At 43.3% G+C, this 23516-nt stretch carries 18 protein-coding genes; 15 read left to right on the top strand and 3 right to left on the bottom strand.

The genetic code is table 11. The features are described from left to right. Window positions 1-70: 70 nt before the first annotated feature. A complete protein-coding gene (gene narL / locus GMES_RS09995; RefSeq protein WP_039987145.1) occupies window positions 71-721 on the bottom strand; it encodes a two-component system response regulator NarL in 651 nt (216 codons plus the stop codon). A gap of 302 nt (window positions 722-1023) precedes the next feature. On the opposite strand from narL, the gene GMES_RS09990 reads away from it, so the two are divergent. Both GMES_RS09990 and GMES_RS09985 read left to right on the top strand, forming a co-directional pair. Continuing rightward, entirely contained in the window at window positions 1024-2637 is a 1614-nt protein-coding gene (locus tag GMES_RS09990; protein ID WP_006992548.1) for an MFS transporter, read from the top strand. 129 nt (window positions 2638-2766) lie between these two features. Then, window positions 2767-4728, top strand: coding sequence for a pyridoxal phosphate-dependent decarboxylase family protein (locus tag GMES_RS09985; RefSeq protein WP_006992547.1), 1962 nt, complete (start codon window positions 2767-2769; stop codon window positions 4726-4728). Window positions 4729-4907: 179 nt separating this feature from the next. Here GMES_RS09985 and GMES_RS09980 read toward each other — a convergent pair whose 3' ends face one another. After that, window positions 4908-6683: a histidine kinase gene (locus GMES_RS09980; protein ID WP_226990282.1), complete on the bottom strand. Its 1776-nt coding sequence runs from the start codon at window positions 6681-6683 to the stop codon at window positions 4908-4910. A gap of 327 nt (window positions 6684-7010) precedes the next feature. Between GMES_RS09980 and GMES_RS09975 the strand changes: the two genes are divergently transcribed. The 9 genes from GMES_RS09975 to nrdD all read left to right on the top strand — a co-directional run bounded on the left by GMES_RS09975 (window position 7011) and on the right by nrdD (window position 19444). Continuing rightward, window positions 7011-10787 (top strand): nitrate reductase subunit alpha, encoded by a 3777-nt coding sequence (locus GMES_RS09975; RefSeq protein WP_006992545.1) that lies wholly within the window; start codon window positions 7011-7013, stop codon window positions 10785-10787. A gap of 2 nt (window positions 10788-10789) precedes the next feature. Further along, entirely contained in the window at window positions 10790-12352 is a 1563-nt protein-coding gene (gene narH, locus GMES_RS09970) for a nitrate reductase subunit beta (protein WP_006992544.1), read from the top strand. A 2-nt stretch (window positions 12353-12354) separates the two neighbouring features. Next, a complete protein-coding gene (gene narJ / locus GMES_RS09965; RefSeq protein WP_006992543.1) occupies window positions 12355-13104 on the top strand; it encodes a nitrate reductase molybdenum cofactor assembly chaperone in 750 nt (249 codons plus the stop codon). 2 nt (window positions 13105-13106) lie between these two features. Further along, the gene (gene narI / locus GMES_RS09960; protein WP_006992542.1) at window positions 13107-13787 is read left to right on the top strand and encodes a respiratory nitrate reductase subunit gamma; all 681 of its coding nucleotides are present in this window, start codon (window positions 13107-13109) and stop codon (window positions 13785-13787) included. Between the two features lie 100 nt (window positions 13788-13887). Beyond that, window positions 13888-14682: a peptidylprolyl isomerase gene (locus GMES_RS09955; protein ID WP_006992541.1), complete on the top strand. Its 795-nt coding sequence runs from the start codon at window positions 13888-13890 to the stop codon at window positions 14680-14682. A 6-nt stretch (window positions 14683-14688) separates the two neighbouring features. Beyond that, complete coding sequence (gene can, locus GMES_RS09950; protein ID WP_006992540.1) at window positions 14689-15354, top strand: carbonate dehydratase; 666 nt, start codon at window positions 14689-14691, stop codon at window positions 15352-15354. Between the two features lie 48 nt (window positions 15355-15402). After that, window positions 15403-16776: an oxygen-independent coproporphyrinogen III oxidase gene (gene hemN, locus GMES_RS09945; protein WP_006992539.1), complete on the top strand. Its 1374-nt coding sequence runs from the start codon at window positions 15403-15405 to the stop codon at window positions 16774-16776. Window positions 16777-17164: 388 nt separating this feature from the next. Further along, window positions 17165-17617: an anaerobic ribonucleoside-triphosphate reductase activating protein gene (nrdG, locus tag GMES_RS09940; protein WP_006992538.1), complete on the top strand. Its 453-nt coding sequence runs from the start codon at window positions 17165-17167 to the stop codon at window positions 17615-17617. 18 nt (window positions 17618-17635) lie between these two features. Continuing rightward, window positions 17636-19444, top strand: coding sequence for an anaerobic ribonucleoside-triphosphate reductase (nrdD, locus tag GMES_RS09935; RefSeq protein WP_006992537.1), 1809 nt, complete (start codon window positions 17636-17638; stop codon window positions 19442-19444). 58 nt (window positions 19445-19502) lie between these two features. Here the strand turns inward: nrdD and GMES_RS09930 are convergent, their stop codons facing one another. After that, window positions 19503-19883 carry a SirB2 family protein gene (locus GMES_RS09930; protein ID WP_039987128.1) on the bottom strand — a complete coding sequence of 127 codons (381 nt, stop codon included), beginning with the start codon at window positions 19881-19883 and terminating at the stop codon, window positions 19503-19505. Window positions 19884-20209: 326 nt separating this feature from the next. Between GMES_RS09930 and mog the strand changes: the two genes are divergently transcribed. From mog to ytfE, 4 genes are all read left to right on the top strand, one after another. Further along, window positions 20210-20743, top strand: coding sequence for a molybdopterin adenylyltransferase (gene mog / locus GMES_RS09925; RefSeq protein WP_006992535.1), 534 nt, complete (start codon window positions 20210-20212; stop codon window positions 20741-20743). A gap of 78 nt (window positions 20744-20821) precedes the next feature. Then, window positions 20822-22024: an NnrS family protein gene (locus GMES_RS09920; protein ID WP_006992534.1), complete on the top strand. Its 1203-nt coding sequence runs from the start codon at window positions 20822-20824 to the stop codon at window positions 22022-22024. A 66-nt stretch (window positions 22025-22090) separates the two neighbouring features. Continuing rightward, window positions 22091-22462 carry a putative zinc-binding protein gene (locus GMES_RS09915; protein ID WP_006992533.1) on the top strand — a complete coding sequence of 124 codons (372 nt, stop codon included), beginning with the start codon at window positions 22091-22093 and terminating at the stop codon, window positions 22460-22462. 46 nt (window positions 22463-22508) lie between these two features. Next, the gene (gene ytfE / locus GMES_RS09910; protein WP_006992532.1) at window positions 22509-23192 is read left to right on the top strand and encodes an iron-sulfur cluster repair protein YtfE; all 684 of its coding nucleotides are present in this window, start codon (window positions 22509-22511) and stop codon (window positions 23190-23192) included. The last annotated feature ends 324 nt before the right edge of the window (window positions 23193-23516 follow it).

Raw genomic sequence — 23516 nt, 5'->3', positions numbered from 1 at the left:
TACATACCCAGTAGTTAAAAATTGCAGGCTTATTGGCAACTTAAGTCAATAAACTTAGCATTAAATGGAACTAACCGTTTTGGTGATTAACCATCCACACTGCCGCTTCAACCCGGGAGCGTAAATTAAGCTTTTTAAGGAAATGTTTGACGTGGACTTTTACCGTACCGTCGGAAATATCCAGTTCTCTGGCAATGAGTTTATTGCTCATGCCTTTGGCAATAAGTTTAAGGATCTCATATTCGCGGCTAGTGAGGCTAGCCAAAGCACGACTCCCAGCTTTTTCAGGTTTACGCAAAGCAGTGGCGAGTATTTCTGTCAATTTAGCACTGAGTACCATTTTGCCTAAGGTTGCTTCTTTGAGCTTATCGATGATCTCTTCTGGCTCCATATCCTTCAAAAGGTAGCCATCTGCGCCACAGCGGATCGCTTCTACTACATCTTCGTCATTGTCTGACACTGTGAGCATGATAATGCGTGAATTGACGCCTTTATCACGCATAATTTTGAGGGTTTCTAACCCGTCCATGCCCTGCATATTCAAATCTAAGGTGATCAAGTCTGGCTCTAAGGCCAAGGCTTTCTCAATGGCGTCTTGACCTGAGCTTGCTTCCGCTATCACAGTTAACTCATCTTCAAACTCAAGCAACTGGCTCAAGCCTTTACGTAATAGTGGATGATCATCAACCATCATAATGGTTGCCGGTTGGTCCTGGTACATAATGTTCTTCTCTATATCATTTGCCGTATAAGCTAAGGATAAGACCTCTGGCGTTGAATTAGTATTGTTTTGTTTAGGTAGCCACTCTACCCATAAGGTGGTAGTGGAACCCATATTTAAAAAGCCGAAATTAATCTTATTATTCAGTATGTTAGGAATTCACATTCAATTTCAAGTTTGATTATTTTCAAAAATCTTATCATCACTAAATTCGTTCCTTCTACCCATTGATGCTGATTGTTTCAAGTCTAAGGTTAAACCATAGTGTCTTCGAGATAGTCTACTAATGCGGAGAAAGTACCATGGCTGACCTACAAAAATGGGATCCCGAAGATCCTGACTTCTGGGAAAAGGAAGGAAAAAAAATAGCAAATAGAAATCTATGGATCTCTATCCCAGCTTTATTATGTGGCTTTGCCATATGGCTGTTCTGGGGAATAATAACCGTACAAATGCTTAATTTGGGTTTTCCCTTTACCAATGCAGAGCTATTTACTTTAATGGCGATTGCCGGTTTAACGGGTGCCACATTGCGCATTCCCAGTAGTTTTTTCATACGATTGTGTGGTGGCCGAAATACCCTTTTCTTCACGACATCCTTATTGCTGATCCCAGCCATAGGCACAGGCTTTGCGTTGCAAAATCCTGAGACGCCTTTATGGCAATTTCAATTATTGGCCTTATTATCTGGCTTAGGAGGCGGAAACTTCGCCTCTTCCATGTCTAACATCAGTTTTTTCTTTCCGAAAAACCAGCAGGGCTTAGCGCTTGGATTAAACGCAGGTTTAGGCAATTTTGGGGTAACCAGCATGCAAATATTGGTGCCTTTGTTTATGACCTTTGCAGCCTTTGGTATTTTCAGTGGCGAGCCTATGGTGTTGATCAATACTTCAGGCACCTTGATAGGTAAAATACCCGCTGGCACCGAGAGTTACATTTCCAATGCTGGTTTTTTATGGGTGTTGTTGTTGGTGCCACTGAGCATTGCTACTTGGTTTGGTATGAATAATATTCGTACCAAAGATGTGTCTCCTGATATTGGAAACCCCCTGTCTTCTTTTGCCCTGATCAGCATCATGTTATCTATTGGCTTTATTACCGCGGCCTTTGGTTTATGGTTAATGCTACCTGAGTCAGCTAACGGTTCAGGATTTGGCGTACCTAAAGAACTGGTATTGGTCATGGTAGTGGTAGCCACTGTGGTGCTATTAAAATGGTTACCCGGGCAAATTGGCAGCAGTTTAACCCGCCAATATCAAATATTTAATAACAAACATACTTGGGTGATGAGTTTGATTTATACCATGACCTTTGGCTCGTTTATTGGTTTTGCAGCGTCTTTTCCATTGTCTATAAAAGTCATCTTTGGCTACAGCCATATTATGGTGGACGGTACTATGACCCATGACACTATTAATCCCAATGGCCCTAGCGCCCTCATGTACGCGTGGATGGCACCCTTTATAGGTGCGCTTATTCGCCCCGTTGGCGGCTGGATTGCGGATAAATTTGGTGGGGCCTTAGTCACCCAAGTTTGCTCTGTGGTCATGGTGGCTAGTGCGTTGGGTGTAGCCTACTACATGAAAGCTGCCTATCAATCGGTATCACCTGAAGAATACTTCGTGCCCTTCTTTGTGCTGTTTTTATTATTATTTGCCGCCACTGGTATAGGTAATGGTTCCACCTTCAGAACCATCGCTATGGTCTTCCCCAAAGAGCAAGTGGGACCAGTCTTAGGTTGGACATCCGCTATCGCTGCCTATGGTGCCTTTTATATACCCAAAGTACTGGGTGAACAGATTACAGCCACTACACCTGAAGTCGCATTAATTGGTTTTGCTGTATTTTATGGGGTCTGCGTGTTGATCAATTATTGGTTCTATTTACGCAAAGATGGCGAGTTTTATAACCCTTAACAACCTTAGCTAACAGCAATAGAATGTTGATACTAGCAGGGCGTATTTAAGCTTTAATTACGCCCTGGCACATTTCTACTTTTCAAAAACGTCTTTTACCTGATAACAAAAACACCAAAGAGATAGCCAATGTCTAAGAGCAATGAACTAGCGCCTTTTTTTTTAGGTGCATATGCTGAAAACAATTCGGTATTTGAATCAATCTGGTTAGAGTTTTACCGAGAGCATGTGTCTTGGCGACGGGGATTCCACCCTGAAGATGAGCCGCCTATTAAAGCCGATGTGCAATTTCAGCCGCAATACTTACAAAGTATTGCTAAGACCAAACAATCCTTGCATAAGCTTAGTGCCAAACTCAGACAATCCGTACCTTTTTACCATCCACGTTATATCGGACATATGTCTTCTGACCTATTGATGCCGGGCCTTTTGGCGCAGATGATCACCACTTTATATAATCCTAATAATGTTTGTGCCGATGCTGCTCCGGTCACCATAGATCTTGAAGTAAAGTATGGTGAAAAACTCGCTAATATGTTTGGTTTTAATACTGTTCCCCAACACTTCCCCTGTGCTTTTGGCCATCTCACCTCTGGCGGCACAGTGGCAAATTACCAAGCCGTTTGGTATGCCAAAGCGCTAAAGTATTATCCCTTAGCATTACAAAAAGGCCTGGCAAATTTTGCCGATTTTACGCTTACACTTAACCAACACCCTTTAGCAGATCATACTCAATGGCAACTTTTTAATTTGCCTTTTGATCAAATAGTGCAGTTAAGGATTGATTTCTTTAAAGCCTTACAAAACTGTACTGAATCGCTTAGAAAAAACATCTTGCAGCAGGTTAGCCAAGCTCGTATCGAACACCTTGGTCCCATAGACTTTTTTGCCCAACATCCCGGTTTAAAACAGCCACTATTGTTAGTCCCCACTACCGCCCATTATTCTTGGCAAAAATCTGCCAAAATTCTCGGTTTAGGCACTCAGCAAATAGTCAAAGTCGCAACAGATGAAAAAATGCGCATTTGCAGCGCCGAATTGGCTCAATTAATGGCGAAATACGCAGAACAGCAGCAACCTGTATTGGCTTTAGTGGGTGTATTAGGCACCACAGAGTTTGGCACTATTGATCCTGTTGCAGATATGCTGACTATTCGAGATAGTTCCCGTGCTCAGGGGCTAGAGTTTTTTATTCATATCGATGCGGCTTGGGGTGGTTATCTATCAGCCCTATTCAGAGACGAACAAAACCAACTACGCGCTTACGCTGAACTAAAAAAAGAATTCCGCTATTTTCCATCCCCTGATCTATATGCCGCTTTTGCGGCTTTATCACAAGTGGAGAGCATTACCATAGATCCACATAAATTAGGTTATATTCCTTTTGGTTGTGGTGCCTTTGTTTGCCGCAATCAGGCCGCCAGAGGTTTTATGGTGGAAGATGCACCTTATGTATTCACTGGAAATAAATACGATTCGCCGGAACCCCAGCTAGGGCAGTATATATTTGAAGGGTCAAAACCGGGGGCGGTAGCGGCAGCTGTGTCTGTAGCCGAGGAAGTTTTACCCTTCAACGCCCAAGGCTTGGGCAGATTACCCCAGCTAACGATTACAGCGACAGAGCATTTTTATGATCGTGCTATGTCTCTAGCCAAAGAATTAGCCCCGCACTTACAGCTAAATATTCCCATTGAACCGGACACAAACTTGATCTGTCTGGCCATTAACCTCAAAGGTAATGTCAACGTTGGCCGCATGAATAAGCTGATGGAACGGCTATACGACAGACTAAAAGTTGACCCCAGTCAGCCATTACAAAATAAATCCTTTATCGCCTCGTCGACTAAAATTCTCAAGGCTTACCTTAGTAAAGAGGCTGCCTCAAACTTATGTCAAAACTTAGGGTTGGATGAAACCACCTTAGTACTAGATGTGCAACAAAGCGATCAGGCAGATCACCTATTTGTATTGCGTCATACCCTAATGAACCCTTGGCTGATTGGAGAGCACGGCAACTATATTGATCAATATTTAGATTATTTAAAGGATTTAATCATGCAAGAGGTTGTGGCGTTTTCATCTAGCAAATAACACCTAAGCCTCACTACTTCAGCTCATTAGGTTTATTATCTGTAAAACCTATTGATGAGGGATTTCAATGGCGAGGATAACTTTGGGGGTGCAAGACAATCCATGTCTGACCGTTTGCTCATCCATGGATATCTTTTATCTAGCCGCAGCCTAAACCTTGGTGAGATTAGGGCAATGCTCTACGCCGTGCGTTTGAGTGCCCCTAATGATTGGGCATATTCAGGTTCAAAACTAAAGGCCACCACTGTTCCGCCTAGAGGTGCTTGGCTAACCTTGATAGTCCCGCCCAAGCTGCTGCTGCGCTCTTGCATAATAGCCAAACCATAATGATTAAGTTTACTGGGATCTGGTGCGATCCCCACCCCATTATCCCTGACGGTGAGTTTTACTTGGCCTGCTTCATCCTGCAGCAATGTGGTTTCAATACGGTTGCCTTGAGAGTGGTAAAAGGCATTTTGGGTGGCTTCTCTGGCAATTTGCAAGAGGTGTATTTCTTCTTGTGGGGTAAAGGGGATATTATCCACCTTAAAATCCAGCGTAAACTCAATGGCATCGGAGCGTACTTTGAGATGTTCAATGGTTTGTTCAAAAGAAGCCTTTAAGGTTTGACCGTCGATTTTTAATCTGAAGGTCGTAAGTAATTCACGTAGTTCTCGATAGGCTGAGCTTAATCCGCCTTTTAACTCACCAATCACCTCATCCATTTGTTCTTTGGTGCTATCACGTTGTCGTAGTTTTTGCATGCGGCTTACTTGCATCTTTAAATAAGATAATGCCTGGGCTAGGGAGTCATGTAATTCTCTGGCAATCACTGTACGTTCGTTCATTAGTGCAATTCTACGGCTTTGATCTTGTTGGTCGCGCATACTCAGTCCAGTCGCCACTTGATCGGCCACTGACACAAACAATTCATGTTGCCATTCGTCAAGTTGCTCGCCTTGGGTATTACACACCAAGACCCCGTAGTTTTTTTCACCTCGGCTTAAGGGATATTTTATTTCTTTGCCTGTTTGGGGAAAAAGTACATCATGATCGGTGCATTCGCCGCACTCCTGCTCAATACATTTATCGGGCAAAGTTTTGCTTGCGCTTAGCAAGTGTTCATAGGGAGCCTGACCATTAGCTGTCATGATGCATAAGTCAAGATCCTTTACCCCTGTGACTTCAGCAAGCTGTTTCAGAATAGGGCCATAATCTTGTTTCTGATCGCTAAATTCATTCAGTCTTTTTACTAGTTGATAAAGCAATGCCATGGATTTGTGATTGTTTTCTAACTTGCGGGTTTTTTCCTGTACGCGCTTTTCTAAATGCGTTTGTGAGCGATACACATTGCCGCTCATTTTATTAAATACCTTGGCTAATATGGCAAGTTCTCCCTTTCCACTGACATCAGCTTGCGCAGTATAATCGCCACGACTGATCTGTTTGGCTGCCTCTAACAAATTAGACAGGGGTTTTTCTACCTGCTTATTGACGATAAGCATAGTCACAGCAGTCACTATTAAGGTTGCAAATAATGATAAGGTTTGGATTAAACGGATAAGTGAAATATTAGCTTCTGCATGTTGCTGGTATGCAGTCACCAATATATTTATTTGTGCAACAAAAGACGCCACTTCAAGATACAAACTGGCTGGCACAGTTTTATTATTCAGCGACGCGAGTAAGCTAGGTTTGATCACATCGAACCAATAAGTCAAAACCTGTTGATGCTGAACCGCTAACAGCTCACCGTCACTTTTAATCAACTGGTTTGCCAACACGCCTGTCGTGAGGTCGCGCTCAAAACTTTGAATATTGCTATTAATGTTCTGGCTATTATCAGTGGTATTTTGTGCTGCCTGTTGCTGCAAATTAGACAACATTTGCATACTTTGCATGCGTAAGGAGCCTGCCACGTTAACGGCCTTAGCATCTAACTGGGCATTATCACTGATCATAAAAGTACTCAGCATACTAGCTATCGCCAAAAAGCTGATGGTGCACATCAGCGCGACAATTTTAAAGACTGTGGAGTGAATAATCGTTTTAAACATGAGACAAAAGTGATACCTACAAAAAGCAAAATCGATAATTTGCGCGTTTAATTATGATGCAATCTAGTCTAAACCCCTTTCGTGGCAAGGAACAGTGTAATTTATCAACTACCCCTTAAGGAGTACTCCCCCTATCAGGCCCATTTTATCCCCTATTGTGGCGCAACCTTAATTCAACTTTAATCCACTTAGCCCATGCCATTACAGCACATTATGCGCGTGTAAATATCACCAGAGGAGTCTAGCGTGAGTCACTTTTTAGACAGATTACAATTTTTTAAACGCAACGAAGAATCGTTTGCCGATGGTCACGGTGTAACAACCGAAGAAAACCGAGATTGGGAAGACGGTTATCGCCGTCGCTGGCAGCACGACAAAATTGTGCGCTCTACCCATGGCGTTAACTGCACGGGTTCGTGCAGTTGGAAAATCTATGTCAAAGACGGTCTGGTTACATGGGAAACCCAACAAACCGATTATCCTCGTACTCGCCCTGACCTACCCAATCATGAACCCCGTGGCTGCCCTCGTGGTGCAAGTTATTCTTGGTATATTTACAGTGCCAACCGCTTAAAATATCCAAAAATTCGCAAACGCTTAGTCAAGTTATGGCGCGCGGCCAAATTACAACATAAAGACCCCGTGGATGCGTGGGCCTCAATTGTTGAAGATCCAATCAAAGCAAAAGAATATAAACAACAACGTGGCTTAGGCGGGTTTATCCGTGCTGATTGGAAAGAAGCCAATGAAATCATTGCTGCGGCTAACGTCTACACTGCCAAAGAGTATGGACCAGACCGAATCTCTGGGTTTTCACCTATTCCCGCTATGTCTATGGTGTCGTACGCGGCAGGTGCAAGGTACTTGTCACTAATTGGTGGTAACTGCTTAAGTTTCTACGATTGGTACTGTGACTTACCGCCCGCCTCTCCACAAGTGTGGGGTGAACAGACTGATGTGCCAGAGTCAGCCGATTGGTATAACTCCAATTACATTATTTGCTGGGGCTCTAATGTGCCACAGACTCGTACCCCAGATGCGCACTTTTTAACTGAAGTGCGTTACAAAGGGACCAAAGTCATAGGTATCACCCCAGATTATTCAGAAGTAGCCAAATTGACCGACCAGTGGTTGGCGCCTAAACAAGGTACTGACGCGGCGCTGGCCATGGCGTTTGGGCATGTTATTTTGAAAGAATTCCACGTCGAAAAACCTTCTGCTTACTTTACCGATTATGTGCGTCGTTACACCGACTTCCCGGTACTAGTGATGCTGGAAAAAGCCGAAGACGGCAGTTTGCAACAAGGGCGTTTTTTACGCGCCTCAGATTTGGCAGAAGGTTTAGGTCAAGACAACAACCCAGAATGGAAAACCATTTCTATTAATGAGCCCGATGGTCAATTAGTCTCGCCTACAGGCTCTGTGGGTTATCGTTGGGGACAAAAAGGCAAGTGGAACATTACCCAAACTGACGGCAAAAGCGGTGACGAACTATCGTTACGCTTAAGCCTAAAAGATGATCATGATGAGTTGGTCGAAGTGGGCTTTCCTTATTTTGGTGGTGCTGAACATGAATTTGGTTATTTCCAGCACACTGAACATGATGACTTACTGAAACGCAAAATTCCGGCGAAGAAAATCACCTTGGCCGATGGCACTGAAGCCTTTGTGGCCACTGTTTTTGATTTAACCTTAGCCAATTACGGGGTAGACAATGGCTATAACGATCCTAACGTTGCCTCGTCTTACGATGATGATATTCCTTACACCCCCGCTTGGCAGGAACAGATTACTGGGGTAGCGCGCGCTGATGTGATCAACATTGCCCGTGAATTTGCCGACAATGCCAACAAAACCAAAGGTCGCTCAATGATCATTGTGGGTGCCGGTATGAATCACTGGTATCACATGGACATGAACTACCGTGGTTTGATCAACATGTTAATGATGTGTGGTTGTATTGGTCAAAGTGGCGGCGGTTGGGCGCACTACGTAGGTCAAGAAAAACTCCGTCCACAAACGGGTTGGCAACCACTGGCCTTTGGTACTGATTGGCAACGTCCACCCCGTCACATGAACGGCACCTCATTTTTCTACAACCACTCTAGCCAGTGGCGCTATGAAAAACTTGAGATGACAGAAATTGTTTCGCCTCTTGCTAACAAAGATAAATGGTCTGGTTCGATCATTGACTTTAATTCTCGCGCCGAACGTATGGGTTGGTTGCCCTCTGCCCCACAGTTAAACATGAACCCTTTACAGTTATGTAAAGACGCTGCTGCAGCCGATATGACACCAGCAGATTATGCGGTAAAAAGACTTAAATCAGGCGAGTTAGACTTTGCCTGTATGGAGCCTGAAAACCCTAAGAACTTCCCACGTAATATGTTTATCTGGCGCTCAAACCTTTTGGGCTCATCAGGTAAAGGCCATGAATACATGCTGCGCCACTTACTGGGTACTAAGCACGGTTTAATGGGTAAAGACTTAGGTGAAGACGGCGGTAAAAAACCACAAGACGTGAAGTGGGTAGATGAAGCGGCTGAAGGTAAAGTTGATTTATTGGTCACCTTGGATTTTCGGATGTCTACTACTTGTTTGTACTCAGACATAGTATTACCCACTGCCACTTGGTATGAAAAAGATGACTTGAATACCTCTGATATGCATCCCTTTATTCACCCCTTAAGTGCTGCTATCGACCCAGTTTGGGAGTCACGCACTGACTGGCAAATATTCAAGGGGATCTCGCAGAAGTTCTCTGAAGTGTGTGTGGGCCATTTGGGTGTGGAAAAAGACTTAGTCACTGTACCTATCTTACACGACACCCCAGCTGAAATAGCCCAACCCTTTGGTGTCAAAGCTTGGTGGAAAGGGGAATGTGAGCTAATACCAGGTAAAACTGCACCAAATTTAGTGGTGGTTGAGCGTGATTATCCGAATACCTACAAACGCTTTAATTCTATTGGGCCTTTGCTGGAAGAGAAAGGCAATGGCGGTAAAGGCATTAACTGGAACACAGATGATGAGGTGAAATTTCTTGGTGAGCTGAATCATGTTCATCTTGAAGAAGGTGCTAACAAGGGGCGTCCTAAAATCGAATCCGCCATAGATGCAGCCGAAATGATTTTATCACTGGCGCCAGAAACCAATGGACAAGTAGCGGTCAAGGCTTGGGCTGCCTTAGGTGAACTGACGGGGCGAGATCATACCCACTTAGCCTTGCCTAAGCAGGAAGAAAAAATTCGCTTTAGAGATGTACAAGCACAACCCAGAAAAATCATCAGCTCACCCACTTGGTCAGGCCTAGAAGACGAACATGTGTCTTATAACGCCGGTTATACCAATGTGCATGAGTATATTCCATGGCGCACCCTTACAGGTCGTCAGCAGTTTTATCAAGATCATGAATGGATGCGCGATTTTGGTGAAACCATGTGTTTATACAAGCCACCAATTAACTTAAAAACCGTTAAGCCGATCATGAACAGCCAGCCAAACGGCAATGTTGAGATCGCCCTTAACTTCCTCACGCCACACCAAAAATGGGGAATTCATAGCACTTATTCAGACAACTTATTGATGCTGACCTTGTCTCGAGGCGGCCCCATAGTGTGGATGTCTGAAGTTGACGCAGAGCGTGCAGGCATAGTGGATAACGACTGGATAGAAGTCTTTAACGTCAATGGTGCCATTGCCGCCAGAGCGGTGGTGTCTCAGCGGGTGCCAGAAGGCATGAGCATGATGTACCACGCACAAGAACGTATTGTGAATGTGCCTGGCTCAGAAATGACCAAAACCCGTGGTGGCATTCATAACTCGGTCACCCGTTGTGTGATGAAACCCACCCATATGATTGGCGGTTATGCGCAGCAAAGTTATGGCTTTAACTACTATGGCACAGTGGGCTGTAACCGCGATGAATTCGTTATTGTGCGTAAGATGGCCAAAGTTGATTGGTTAGATGATGACGCCACTGACAACCCTTTAGTAAAAGATGAACTGAATAAGGCGGAGAAATAGCCATGAAAGTAAGAGCTCAAATCGGCATGGTGCTGAATTTAGACAAATGTATTGGTTGCCATACTTGTTCAGTGACCTGCAAAAATGTGTGGACCTCCCGTGAAGGGGTGGAATACGCCTGGTTTAACAATGTTGAAACCAAGCCAGGTATAGGTTACCCCAAAGAGTGGGAAAATCAGGAAAAATGGAACGGCGGTTGGACCCGCCATGACAACGGCAAACTAGCACCCAAGCAAGGTGGCAAGTTTAGAATTTTAGCCAATATTTTTGCTAACCCAGATTTGCCTGAAATCGATGATTATTATGAACCTTTTGATTTTGATTACCAACATTTACACACAGCTGGTGAAAGTAAACACCAGCCAGTAGCGCGCCCACGCTCGCTGATCACAGGTAAACGTATGGAAAAAATCGAGTGGGGACCAAACTGGGAAGAAATTCTCGGCACTGAGTTCTCCAAACGTCGTAAAGACACTAACTTCGATCAAATCCAGGCTGATATGTACGGGGAATTCGAAAATACTTTTATGATGTATTTGCCCCGTTTATGTGAACATTGTATCAACCCCGCATGTGTGGCTTCATGCCCAAGCGGCGCGATCTACAAGCGTGAAGAAGACGGCATAGTCTTGATTGATCAGGACAAATGTCGTGGCTGGCGCATGTGTGTCAGTGGTTGTCCTTACAAAAAGATCTACTACAACTGGAAAACCGGTAAATCAGAAAAATGTATTTTCTGTTACCCTCGCATCGAAGCTGGGCAACCTACAATCTGCTCTGAAACCTGTGTTGGCCGTATCCGTTATTTAGGTGTGATGTTGTACGATGCCGATCGTATTCAAGAAGCGGCATCAGTGCCCAATGACAAAGACTTGTATCAAGCTCAATGTGATATTTTCCTTGACCCCTTCGACCCAGCAGTACAAGAAGCGGCGCTCAAAGAAGGCATTCCTCAAGCTTGGTTAGACTCTGCACAAGCATCGCCAGTCTACAAGATGGTCATGGACTGGAAAGTGGCTCTGCCCCTGCACCCAGAATATCGTACTCTGCCTATGGTCTGGTATGTACCGCCTTTGAGCCCAATTCAAAGTGCAGTGAAGGCAGGTAAAGTGCCAATGAAAGAAATTGCTACTAAAGAAGGCAAGAAAAAAAGTGTTTTCCCTGACCTAGAAAGCTTACGTATACCAGTGAAGTATTTGGCCAACCTGCTGACTGCTGGCGATGAAAAACCTGTCTTAAAGGCATTAGAACGTTTAATGGCAATGCGTATTTTTAAACGCGCGCAGCAAGTAGAAGGTGAAGAAGACCTAGCCGCTTTGCAGGAAGTGGGCTTAACCGTGGCCCAAGTGGAAGAAATGTATCGTTATATGGCTTTGGCCAATTATGAAGATCGTTTTGTTATTCCCACCAGCCACAAATCTTATGCCGAAGATGCCTACGATATGAAATCTAGCTGTGGCTTTACCTTTGGTAATGGCTGTAGTGGTGGTGATAGTTCAGCTGACTTGTTTGGGAATAAGAAACAAGGTGTTCGTCAGGTTATTCCAGTAGAGGTGCAAGACTAACCATGAAAGATATGAAATTATTAAGTTTATTGTCGCGATTAATTGATTATCCGACAGAGCAGCTTTTTGCTCACCATCAGGACATTGTTGATTATATCCAACAAGATGACCTGTTGGATGTAAAACACAAAAATGCCCTTCTGGCCTTTGTAGATCAGCGTTTTAACGGTGAATTACTTGATTGGCAGTCAGAGTACGATGGCCTGTTTGAACGGGGTCGTATGTTGTCTTTGTTGTTATATGAACACATTCATGGCGAGTCACGGGATCGCGGCCAAGCCATGGTGGACTTACTTAAGCAATACCGCGCGGCAGGTTTGGATATAGGTGTGCATGAATTGCCCGATTATATCCCACTTTTTGTTGAGTTTGCCTCAACCCAGGGTGAAGAAAATGCCAGAGGTTGGTTGCAAGACGTCGCCCCTATACTGGCGTTACTGGCGGTAAGACTAGAGAAACGCGATTGTAATTATGCGGCGCTATTCACCAGTTTGTTACACATCAGTGGCGCCAGTATCGACATGCAGGATATTGCCCTGCAAGTAGCCAATGAGAAGCGTGATGATGGCAAAAAAGCCCTAGATAAAGTCTGGGAAGAAGAAGCCGTCACCTTTGGTGGCGATGCCGTTAATGGTGGCTGCCCAACAGAGCAATCCAAACCGTCTGAATCACAACGTCGTGATCTGGATGTTCCTATTCAGTTTTTTGACGCCAGCGAAGTAAAACAAGCTGACGGCGCGTTAAGGAGTTAATCATGTCATTTATCGATTTTTTCTTTTTTGGGATCTATCCCTACATCGCCACAGGCATATTTTTGCTAGGTAGTTTGTTGCGTTATGACCGCGAACAATACTCATGGAAAACCGGCTCTAGCCAAATGTTAAGCAATAAAAATTTTCGTATTGCTAACATCTTATTTCACGTCGGGATCATTACCATTTTGCTGGGTCACTTTGCTGGCTTAGTTATCCCTTATGAAGTATGGCATTTATTAGGTGTGTCATTAGCAGCGAAACAACTCATTGCTATGGGGGTGGGTGGTCTGTTTGGTGTGTTGTGTTTTATTGGTCTAACCATGCTAGTCAAAAGACGTTTGTTTGACCCACGCGTGCGCGCCACCAGCAGTGCCATGGATACCGCCATCTTATTGTTGATATACCTGCAACTGATTATTGGTATGGTCACCATTTACATTTCTTCTGGGCATATGGACGGCAGCGAAATGTACAACTTGATGAGCTGGTCACGCTACTTACTAACCTTTCGTCCAAACGAAGCGGTAGAGTTTATTTCTGGTGTGCACTGGGTGTATAAAATGCACGTGACCTTAGGAATCACCCTGTTTGTGTTATTCCCCTTTAGTCGCTTAGTACATATTTGGAGTGTGCCAGTACAGTATATTGCCCGCAACTACCAAATTGTTAGACAAAAGTAGGCATAGTTAGCTCGGGCTATTTAGCCCGACTATTAAGGCTATAACCACTAAGATTTAGTTTTTAGAATAAGCAACAGATAGTTATTATTTGGAGTATAAAATGTCATTGACCAACACCCCAGAGATTGTCATAAATGGCCGTAAAATAGAAGCGGCGGCCATTGACACAGAAATACAGTATCACCCAGCGTCAAGCCGCAGAGAAGCCATGGTAAAAGCCGCTGAAACCCTGATTATCCGCGAGTTAATTTTGCAAAGAGCACAGGAATTGGCATTGCTAGCCCCAGGCGAACAACCTGACAACGAGCGTGAGTCGAATTTAATTGATGATTTGATGGATATTGAAGCCAAGGTCCCTAAGGCCACAGAAGAAGAATGCAAACGTTATTATGAAGCGAATCCGGAGAAATTTGTCACCTCTCCTTTGGTTGAAGCCAAACACATATTATTGTTAGCTGAGCCCAAGGATCTCGAGCGCCGTGCAGAATGCAAAACCATCGCAGAACAAATCATTATACAGTTAGAGCAAAATGAACAGAGCTTTGCCCAACTCGCCCTTAAGTATTCAGCCTGCCCGTCTAAAGAAACCGGTGGCAGCTTGGGCCAGCTTTCTAGTGGCCAAACGGTAGCAGAATTTCAGCGTCAGGTATTTGCCTCAGACGAAGGATTATTAGCCCGCCCGATTGAATCGCGTTTTGGCTTACATGTGGTTTATATTGACCGCAAAGTCCCGGGTAAAGCACTGCCCTACTCTATGGTTGAAGACAAAATCAAACAATTTTTAAATGATAAAGTGCATAGAAAAGCCATAGCCCAATACATTCAACATCTTATTGGCGAAGCAGACATTGCAGGCTTTAGCTTTAATCCTGAAAATTCACCTTTGATGCAGTAACAAAAAATGCCAACTTTAGAGCAGCTATTAAGCAACAATCAAAAATGGGCGGCCAAGGTCAAACAAGAGGATCCTGAGTTTTTTGAGCGCTTAGCAGCCATTCAGCGCCCAGAATATCTATGGATAGGTTGTTCTGATAGCCGAGTGCCAGCCAATCAAATTGTCGATCTTGCCCCTGGCGAATTGTTTGTGCATCGCAATATTGCCAATCAAGTGGTACACACTGATTTTAATTGTTTAGCCGTGGTGCAATATGCCATTGAAGTGCTCAGGGTAAAACAAATCATTGTCTGTGGTCATTACGGCTGCGGTGGCATTTCTGCCGCCTTAGGGCATGACGAATACGGAGTAGTCGATAATTGGCTGCGACACATAAAAGACATCAGTTTTACCCATAAACAAGAGCTTGATGGTCTGATAGCACAGGCAAAAACTGACCGTTTATGTGAGTTGAATGTGATAGCACAGGTGCAAAATTTAGCCCGCACAAAAGCCGTGCAATATGCTTGGGATCGAGGACAAAAGCTGAGTATACATGGCTGGGTGTATGGTTTACACGACGGTTTATTAAAGGATCTGCAGGTCACCACAACTAGTCGTGAAGGGGTAGATGATATCTATCAGCTACACCAAACCAGTCGCGGCAACCGCCCTAATGCCAGTACGAGTTAGGCTAATGCTTGTTAGTATTCACAATAAATTTCCTTGTTGGAATGAACTATGACAACACTAGACTTTTTTGATCAAACCTTGCTCAACAAATACGACACCAGCGGTCCAAGATATACTTCTTATCCGACCGCATTGGAGTTTACTGAGGATTTTAGCCATGCCCAATTAGCGCAAGCTGGCCAAGCCAATCCTGAGCAAGCGCTATCCTTGTATCTGCACATTCCTTTTTGTCATAGCCTTTGTTACTACTGTGGCTGCAATAAAATTGTCACCAGAAATAGCGATAAGGCTGATACCTATCTTGATTATTTAGGCAAAGAAATCGCTAGTCGAGCACAAGCTTTTGGCTCAAGACCCATTCGTCAAATCCACTTAGGCGGTGGCACCCCAAGCTTCTTAGATCACGCTCAGCTAACTAGACTAGTCAACACACTAAAACGTCATTTTAGATTTATCGACGAGATTGAAATGAGTATCGAAGTCGACCCCCGTGACATAGAGCTAGAATTAGCTGACCACTTAGCAAGCTTGGGCTTTAATCGTCTAAGTATAGGCGTGCAAGATACCAACAAAAAAGTTCAAAAAGCCATTAACCGGCCCCAATCTACCGAATTCATTAAACAATTTATTCAGCGCGCCAAACAGGTAGGTTTTGCTTCGGTGAATATCGATTTAATTTACGGCCTGCCCCATCAAACAATAGAAAGTTTTACCCATACCTTAGAAGATGTCACCCAGCAGTTAGATGCAGATCGTATTTCTTTGTTTAGTTACGCTCATATGCCACAAGCCTTTGCTGCCCAACGCAAGATCCGCAATCAATGGTTGCCCAAAGCAGATGAAAAATTTGCCCTGATGAAACTTGCCATCGAAACACTTTGCACTAAAGGTTACGAATTAGTCGGCATGGATCATTTTGCTAAACCAACAGATGAATTAGCCGAAGCACAAAATAAAGGTCAACTACACAGAAACTTTCAAGGCTATACCAGCAAAGGAGATTGCGATATTTTAGGCTTAGGGGTATCTGCTATTAGCTCAGTGGGTAATGTTTACAGTCAAAATGTTAAAGGCCTAAAAGACTATTACCAGCTAATTGATCATCAAGGCCATGCCGCAGTCAAAGGCCTGAAATTAAACCAAGATGACCAAATCAGGCGTGCGGTCATCAATGCTTTAATGTGCAACCTTTGTTTGCATAAAGCCGATATTGAACAAAACTTTAAGATTAACTTTGACGACTATTTTAATCAGGAACTGGCTACCCTTAGGCCCTTTATCAAAGACCAACTGTTAACTAATACCGGATCAGACATTCAGGTTTCAGCAAAAGCGCGGTTGCTCATTAGAAACATATGCATGTCCTTTGATGCCTACTTAAAACACCACCTGAATCAGCAGCGCTTTTCCCGGGTGATTTGACCTAGTAACGGCGCAACAAGGCATCAGTTGCTAGAGCACAAAAATGCGTTTTATGTGACAAATTTAGTGCCCTTTATTAAAGCTGATTTAGTCAGATATTGCAGCTCCCAAAGTTCAGCATAAAATGCCCCAATAACCCATTATCCATTTTTTACTAATGGTCATTTATTACTGATCCCAAACCTGCCAATGCAATTTGCCTTTTGACTGCTTTAAAGCCCTTTATTTTATCTACCTCTGAAGGGGTACCTCTTTCCCAATTGGCGCGCCTTAGCGGCTAGCTCAAAGCTAAAGCGCAATAAAAGCATAGATTTTTGTTGTGAGCGACACTAAGCTAAAACACAAGATATAGTGTTAAAAACAAAAATAAACACCATATAGAGGGTTTATGCTTAATTACACCACCGAAAACATAGTGTTTTTAGAAGTGCCAGATGAAGTGTCACTGGCGTATACCATTAGTGGCTGTACTTTAGGTTGTAAAGGCTGTCACAGCAGCGATAGCTGGCATAAAGATAATGGCGCCCCCCTTAGCCTAGATTATTTTTCACAGCGCTTAAAAGCATACCAAGGGTTGATTAGCTGCGTGTTATTTTTAGGTGGCGAATGGGAATTATCCGCGTTATTACCCTTACTAAAATTAGCCAGAAGCAAAGCCTTAAATACTTGCCTGTACACCGGCCTTGATGATGTGACTCCCACATTAAAAGCCGAACTAACATATCTAAAAACCGGTCGCTGGCTTGCAGAGCTTGGCGGCCTAGACAGCCCCTTCACTAACCAACGTTTTACCGATTTACGCACAGGCCAATGCCTTAATCACCGTTTTACTTGCAACTAACCAAAAGAGAAAAACACTATGCAAACGCTGACTACCAAACAAATTCAACACAAACTTAATTTCATAGAGCATTACCTACACGCAGACAACGCGGCAGATGGGTCCAAGATGGATGCTAACGCCAATGTCACGCAAAAAAACATTGCCACTTTAGAGTCCGAAATCATGAAGGATCATTTTATCCAAGTGAATCGCGCTTTAGTCAGTAATAAAATTGGTGAGTTGTTTGGGGCGCAGTTGGCTGCAGAGTATTTGCGCCAAATCGAGCAACACGAAATCTACGTGCACGATGAAACCAGCCTTAAACCCTACTGTGTATCTCTGACTATGTATCCGTTTTTACGGGATGGTTTAACCAAATTGGGCGGCGAATCTAGGGCACCTAAACATTTGGAATCATTTTGTGGCTGTTTTGTTAATTTTGTATTTGCGGTCAGCAGTCAATTCGCCGGTGCCGTAGCAACGGTAGAGTTTCTCACCTATTTTGATTATTTTGCCAAAAAAGACTACGGCGATGACTACCTTACTACCCATGCCAAAGTAATAGAAAACCACCTTCAACATGTGGTTTATGCGCTAAATCAACCCGCAGCTGCGCGAGGTTATCAAAGTGTGTTCTGGAATATTTCTATTTATGATCAGCATTATTTTGACAGCATGTTTGGTCAATTTGTGTTCCCGGATTTTATCAAGCCTGAATGGCAATCTGTTGAGTCCTTACAAAACTTTTTCTTAAGCTGGATCAACCAAGAGCGTGAAAAAACCGTGTTAACCTTTCCCGTCATTACCGTCGCCATGTTAACCGAAGATGGTCAGTGTAAAGACATGCCTTTTGCCAATGCCATGGCCAAACAACTGGCACAGGGCAATTCGTTTTTTGTTTATCAATCTGACAACGCTGACTCACTGGCTTCCTGTTGCCGTTTACGCAGTGAGATAAGTGATAATACTTTCTCTTATTCCCTGGGTGCCGGAGGTGTGGCAACCGGCTCTATTAATGTTATTACCGTGAATATGAACCGCTTAGTACAAGATGGTCGCGATTTGGCGAGCGAAATTAACAAAATCCAAAAGTACCAAGTGGCCTATCGCAAACTGATGGAAGCATACCAAGCCGCTGGCTTATTAACTGTCTACGATGCGGGCTTTATCTCACTCGACAAACAGTTTTTAACCATAGGCATAAACGGTATGGTTGAGGCGGCCGAGTCACAAGGGATCACCGCCAGTAACAATGATGCTTACATCAATTTTGTGCAGCAACACCTAAAGGTCATTTTTGACGCCAATAAAGCCGCCAAAGCAGAATATGGTTATATGTTTAATACCGAGTTTGTACCGGCCGAAAACCTTGGAGTGAAAAACGCTAAATGGGATAAACAGGATGGCTATTTTGTGCCTAGAGATTGTTACAACTCCTATTTCTATGTGGTTGAAGATGAGCACAGTAATGCGTTGGATAAATTCCAGTTACACGGCAAAAAATTATTAGATTACTTAGATGGTGGTTCAGCGTTACATCTAAATTTGCAAGAAAAGCTCGATCAAGCTGGATATGTCAATTTACTGAATATTGCCGCAAAAACCGGCTGCAATTATTTTTGTGTTAACGTCAAAATCACCATTTGCAACCAATGCGAAACCGTCGACAAACGTACTTTGGATTCTTGCCCCAGTTGTGGCAGCCAAGACATAGATTATGGCACCCGTGTAATTGGATACTTAAAACGTGTTTCAGCCTTTAGCAGTGGCCGGCGCACCGAACATAGTTTACGCCATTATCAGCGCCAAACAGCAGCAAACATCCTGTTAAAACAAGTCGGATAACTAAACCACAGCTAGGCCAATCAACTATTGTGTTGGCCTAGCTGTGGTTGAGCAAAAATTAACTTAATAAAATAGGTTTAAAGTGAGCCAAATAAAAAATGCCGGTTAAAAGCAGCAGCGCAACAATGGCAGCAAGGCTGCGAATTAATCCACTAAAAGTCACTTTTAGTGCCACAAATCCCATCATTATATAGCCCAAAAGCAGTAATATCTTAATGCCTAACCATTGATGTACAAAAGGCTGCCAAGGGCCTAATGCTAACAAAACACATGCTAATACCAGCAAAAGAGTATCGTTAATATGCGGCACATGCCGCCAGCCACTGACTCGCCAACCGGGTTTGCCTAACATGTCCAAGACTAGTCTGGAAACAAAAAGGCTGACACTCAACAAGGCACAAGTGATATGCAGATATTTAACGGTTAAATAATATTCCATCGCTCAGCTTATAAATAGGTGGCTCACTTAAAGAGCATAAAACAAATTTAATCAACAGGACATATGGGGAAGCCCAAAAGGCCAAGAAGCGTTGTTTATGATTATTCTTGGCACCTTGAGGTTTAGTAGCCTGCGCAAAGGAGGTAGAGCAGCTACCCCCTTAGGGTTAACTCCTTTAATATCAAATATATAAGACTAATTCACTGGCCTATAGGGATATAATAGATACCTAGTCAAGCCTCGCTATTGTTTGCTAAAACCATAGTTATCATTATGGACAGCAAGTAATAAAAGATGGCATATGGCCATTAAATTAGGATACGCAAATGCACACACCAGTAGCAAAAATTGGCATAGTCACAGTCAGCGATCGGGCCAGCGCTGGCGTATATGACGATATTTCCGGTCAAGCCATTAGAGAGACTTTAGACCAATACCTTTGCAGCGATTGGCAAGCTGAATACCGATTGATCCCAGATGAGCAGGATATAGTTGAACAAACGCTGGTAGAACTAGCAGACAATCGGGCTTGTTGTTTGATTATTACCACAGGCGGTACTGGGCCGGCCAAACGGGATGTGACCCCAGAAGCCACCGAAGCTGTGTGTGATCGTATGATGCCTGGTTTTGGTGAACTAATGCGCACTGAATCATTAAAATATGTGCCAACTGCCATTTTATCTAGGCAAACGGCGGGTCTGCGACAAGACAGTTTGATTGTTAATTTACCGGGTAAACCCAAAGCCATACGCCAATGTTTAGATGCAATATTTCCGGCTATTCCTTATTGCATCGATTTAATGGATGGCCCCTATTTAGAATGTAATACCCAAGTGATCACGGCTTTTAGACCTAAGTAATCACATTATTTGCAATTGATATTTAACCACTGAAAATGATTTTTCTAAACAATTATTTTTTAAAGGATGACAACCAAAATGCAAATCACTGATCTTGCTGAAGAACAAAAGCTGACTCCGTTACTTCGTCAGGCTTTTCGCCCTATGTTTCTGTTTGGTGCGATATTTAGCACACTCGCCATCTTGCTGTGGGGTTTGGCTTTGATGGGGCATATTCAACTACGCCCTTTTGCTAATATCTTATTTTGGCATAGCCATGAGATGTTATTTGGTTTTGCCAACGCAATCATTGTGGGGTTTTTACTCACTGCGGTGCAAAATTGGACAGGGCTTAGAGCGCCATACAATAAAACCCTGCTTTTTATCTCGCTGCTTTGGCTAAGTGGACGTTTAGTGTTGTTATTCGGCCAAGATGTATCTATTTATATAGTGGCTGCCATCGATTTGAGCTTTTTGCCTATTTGTGCGGTATTGCTGGCGCGGCCATTAATTAATGCTAATCAACAACGGAATCTATTTTTTGTACCAGTGTTGTTTTTAATTACCCTGTGTAATGCCCTGATGTATATAGGTTTTGAAACAGCTCGCTATGATATTCAACAGTTAGGCTCACAAAATGCTGTGTGGCTAGTGACATTATTAATCGCCATAGTGGGTGGGCGAGTCATACCCATGTTCACAGCCAATGGCACACAAACAGCAAAAGTAGCCTCCAACATTTGGTTAGACCGCTTATCACTTGGCTCACTATGGCTAATATTCTTTCTGCACTTTTCTACCCTAGCTAAATTTATTCCCAATCTAGGCTTAAGTGGCCTGTTTGCGTTTTGTGCGTTATTTACGGCACTACGCTGTTTTCGTTGGAAAATGTGGATCACCCTTAAAACCCCACTTTTATGGTCAATTCATTTAGCCTATTGGTTTGTCCCATTGGGCTTAGCTTGTTATAGCGCACATTATGCCGGACTAAATATTAGTCTTAGCGGGGCATTACATATGTTAACCGCAGGTGCTATGGGCTCAATGATATTAAGCATGATGGCTCGTGTTTCACTTGGCCACAGTGGACGAATGATTAAACCCAAAGCCATTATGTCTTTGGCATTTTTATTAGTCTTTGTGGCTGCCATAAGCCGCACCTTGTTAATTTGGCTATGGCCGAATTACACCATGGACTGGTTAACCTTAGGTGTTGTTGCTTGGGTCATTGCATATGGCCTATATGTGCTGGTGTATTTCCCGGTACTGACCACACCAAGGGCAGATGGCAGGCCAGGTTAATTTATTTGTACGATTAGCAGAGTATTCTATTAGTGACACCAAACAGCACTTTTAGGGGATGTTGATATGAAAACCCATTACCAAAATAAACCCTTAGTTTATTCATGCTCTGGTTGCTCAAATGTAGCACAACTGGCCAACGATCTGGCAGTTAGGCTTGATCGTCAAGGCTCGGCACAAATGTCCTGTATTGCTGGCGTGGGTGGCAAAGTAAATCAATTAGTAAAAGTGGCAAAATCTGCAAGACCCATATTGGCAATAGACGGCTGCCCATTAAATTGCGTCAAACAAAGCCTAGCCTCAGTTGATGTGACCCCAACATGGCATATAGAACTAACTTCTTTGGGTTATAAAAAACGTGAACATGAAAATTGCAACTCTGCAGACCTAAAGGATCTGTTGGATAAAGTACACCGGGATATCTTAGTCACAAATTAAGTACAAGTTTTTTTCAAATCTGCCAGCAAAAAATGAGGAGTTTTTTATGTCATTGTTAGAACAATCTTTAGGTAATATCGCCACCAGTGTTGCAGGCGCTACTGCAGTATTTCATCGTTATAAATTAGACTTTTGTTGTGGTGGTAACCTCACTTTGCGTGAAGCCATCGCTAAACGCCAGTTACCAGAGGAAGAGCTGTTAGCGGCATTGGCTGAATTGCAAAAACCAGCAGAAGATTTTATTGACTGGCGAAAAGCGCCAACCACAGAGCTAATTGAGCATATTTACCTGAATTTTCATCAACGTCATCGCATGCAACTGCCAGAATTAATTAGATTGGCACGACGAGTTGAACAGGTCCATGAACTAGATCCAAACTGCCCTGTTGGCCTTACCGAACATTTGAATAATATGTTTCAAGAGTTAGAAAGCCATATGATGAAAGAAGAGCAAATACTCTTTCCAATGTTGGCTAATGGTATTTATCCCGCTGGCCCCATTAGTCAAATGGAGGAAGAGCATTTAGAACATGGTGATGCCTTGGAGGTATTAGATCAACTAACCCATAACCTCACCCTACCAGAAGATGCTTGTAATACTTGGACGGCTTTGTATGCAGGCTTAAAGGCATTAAAAGAAGATCTAATGTTACATATCTTGTTAGAAAATCAGATTTTATTTGCCAAGCCAGCCCATGCTGATGGTAACTGTTGTGGTGGTTGTCAATAAAGGCTAACTGTGAAATGAATAGCCGTGAGCGTACAACAGCATAGCGTGACTTAGGCAAAAATCTAAGTCAGCGTATTTTAGAAGGGTTATGAAGGAGTAGCTGAATAACTTTCCTTCTAATGCAGCTCCAGATGTAATTGCAGACTCAAACTCTTCCGTATAGCTTTTGCCTAGGCTCATAACAGAACTTCAGATTTAACCAATTATTAATAGCAAAAAAGCGAACCATCTCAGGTTCGCCTTACAACTGTTACCTTGTCACAAACTTAATTAATGTCACAAACTTAATTAAACCTGTCACAAACTTAATTCAACGTGCACAAA

It is taken from the genome of Paraglaciecola mesophila KMM 241 (assembly GCF_000315015.1).
In the GTDB taxonomy this organism is placed as follows: Bacteria; Pseudomonadota; Gammaproteobacteria; order Enterobacterales; family Alteromonadaceae; genus Paraglaciecola; species Paraglaciecola mesophila.
This window is presented reverse-complemented; position numbering and strand designations above follow the sequence as displayed.

What these genes read in the sequence shown, in the direction of transcription:
- can (WP_006992540.1), top strand. Translation starts at nt 14,689, where the DNA reads ATGCCAACTTTAGAGCAGCTATTAAGCAACAATCAAAAATGGGCGGCC.
- GMES_RS09930 (WP_039987128.1), bottom strand. Translation starts at nt 19,883, where the DNA reads ATGGAATATTATTTAACCGTTAAATATCTGCATATCACTTGTGCCTTG.
- ytfE (WP_006992532.1), top strand. Translation starts at nt 22,509, where the DNA reads ATGTCATTGTTAGAACAATCTTTAGGTAATATCGCCACCAGTGTTGCA.
- GMES_RS09980 (WP_226990282.1), bottom strand. Translation starts at nt 6,683, where the DNA reads ATGCTGAGTACTTTTATGATCAGTGATAATGCCCAGTTAGATGCTAAG.
- narH (WP_006992544.1), top strand. Translation starts at nt 10,790, where the DNA reads ATGAAAGTAAGAGCTCAAATCGGCATGGTGCTGAATTTAGACAAATGT.
- GMES_RS09985 (WP_006992547.1), top strand. Translation starts at nt 2,767, where the DNA reads ATGTCTAAGAGCAATGAACTAGCGCCTTTTTTTTTAGGTGCATATGCT.
- nrdD (WP_006992537.1), top strand. Translation starts at nt 17,636, where the DNA reads ATGCAAACGCTGACTACCAAACAAATTCAACACAAACTTAATTTCATA.
- GMES_RS09920 (WP_006992534.1), top strand. Translation starts at nt 20,822, where the DNA reads ATGCAAATCACTGATCTTGCTGAAGAACAAAAGCTGACTCCGTTACTT.
- mog (WP_006992535.1), top strand. Translation starts at nt 20,210, where the DNA reads ATGCACACACCAGTAGCAAAAATTGGCATAGTCACAGTCAGCGATCGG.
- GMES_RS09990 (WP_006992548.1), top strand. Translation starts at nt 1,024, where the DNA reads ATGGCTGACCTACAAAAATGGGATCCCGAAGATCCTGACTTCTGGGAA.
- narI (WP_006992542.1), top strand. Translation starts at nt 13,107, where the DNA reads ATGTCATTTATCGATTTTTTCTTTTTTGGGATCTATCCCTACATCGCC.
- hemN (WP_006992539.1), top strand. Translation starts at nt 15,403, where the DNA reads ATGACAACACTAGACTTTTTTGATCAAACCTTGCTCAACAAATACGAC.
- narL (WP_039987145.1), bottom strand. Translation starts at nt 721, where the DNA reads ATGTACCAGGACCAACCGGCAACCATTATGATGGTTGATGATCATCCA.
- nrdG (WP_006992538.1), top strand. Translation starts at nt 17,165, where the DNA reads ATGCTTAATTACACCACCGAAAACATAGTGTTTTTAGAAGTGCCAGAT.
- GMES_RS09955 (WP_006992541.1), top strand. Translation starts at nt 13,888, where the DNA reads ATGTCATTGACCAACACCCCAGAGATTGTCATAAATGGCCGTAAAATA.
- narJ (WP_006992543.1), top strand. Translation starts at nt 12,355, where the DNA reads ATGAAAGATATGAAATTATTAAGTTTATTGTCGCGATTAATTGATTAT.
- GMES_RS09915 (WP_006992533.1), top strand. Translation starts at nt 22,091, where the DNA reads ATGAAAACCCATTACCAAAATAAACCCTTAGTTTATTCATGCTCTGGT.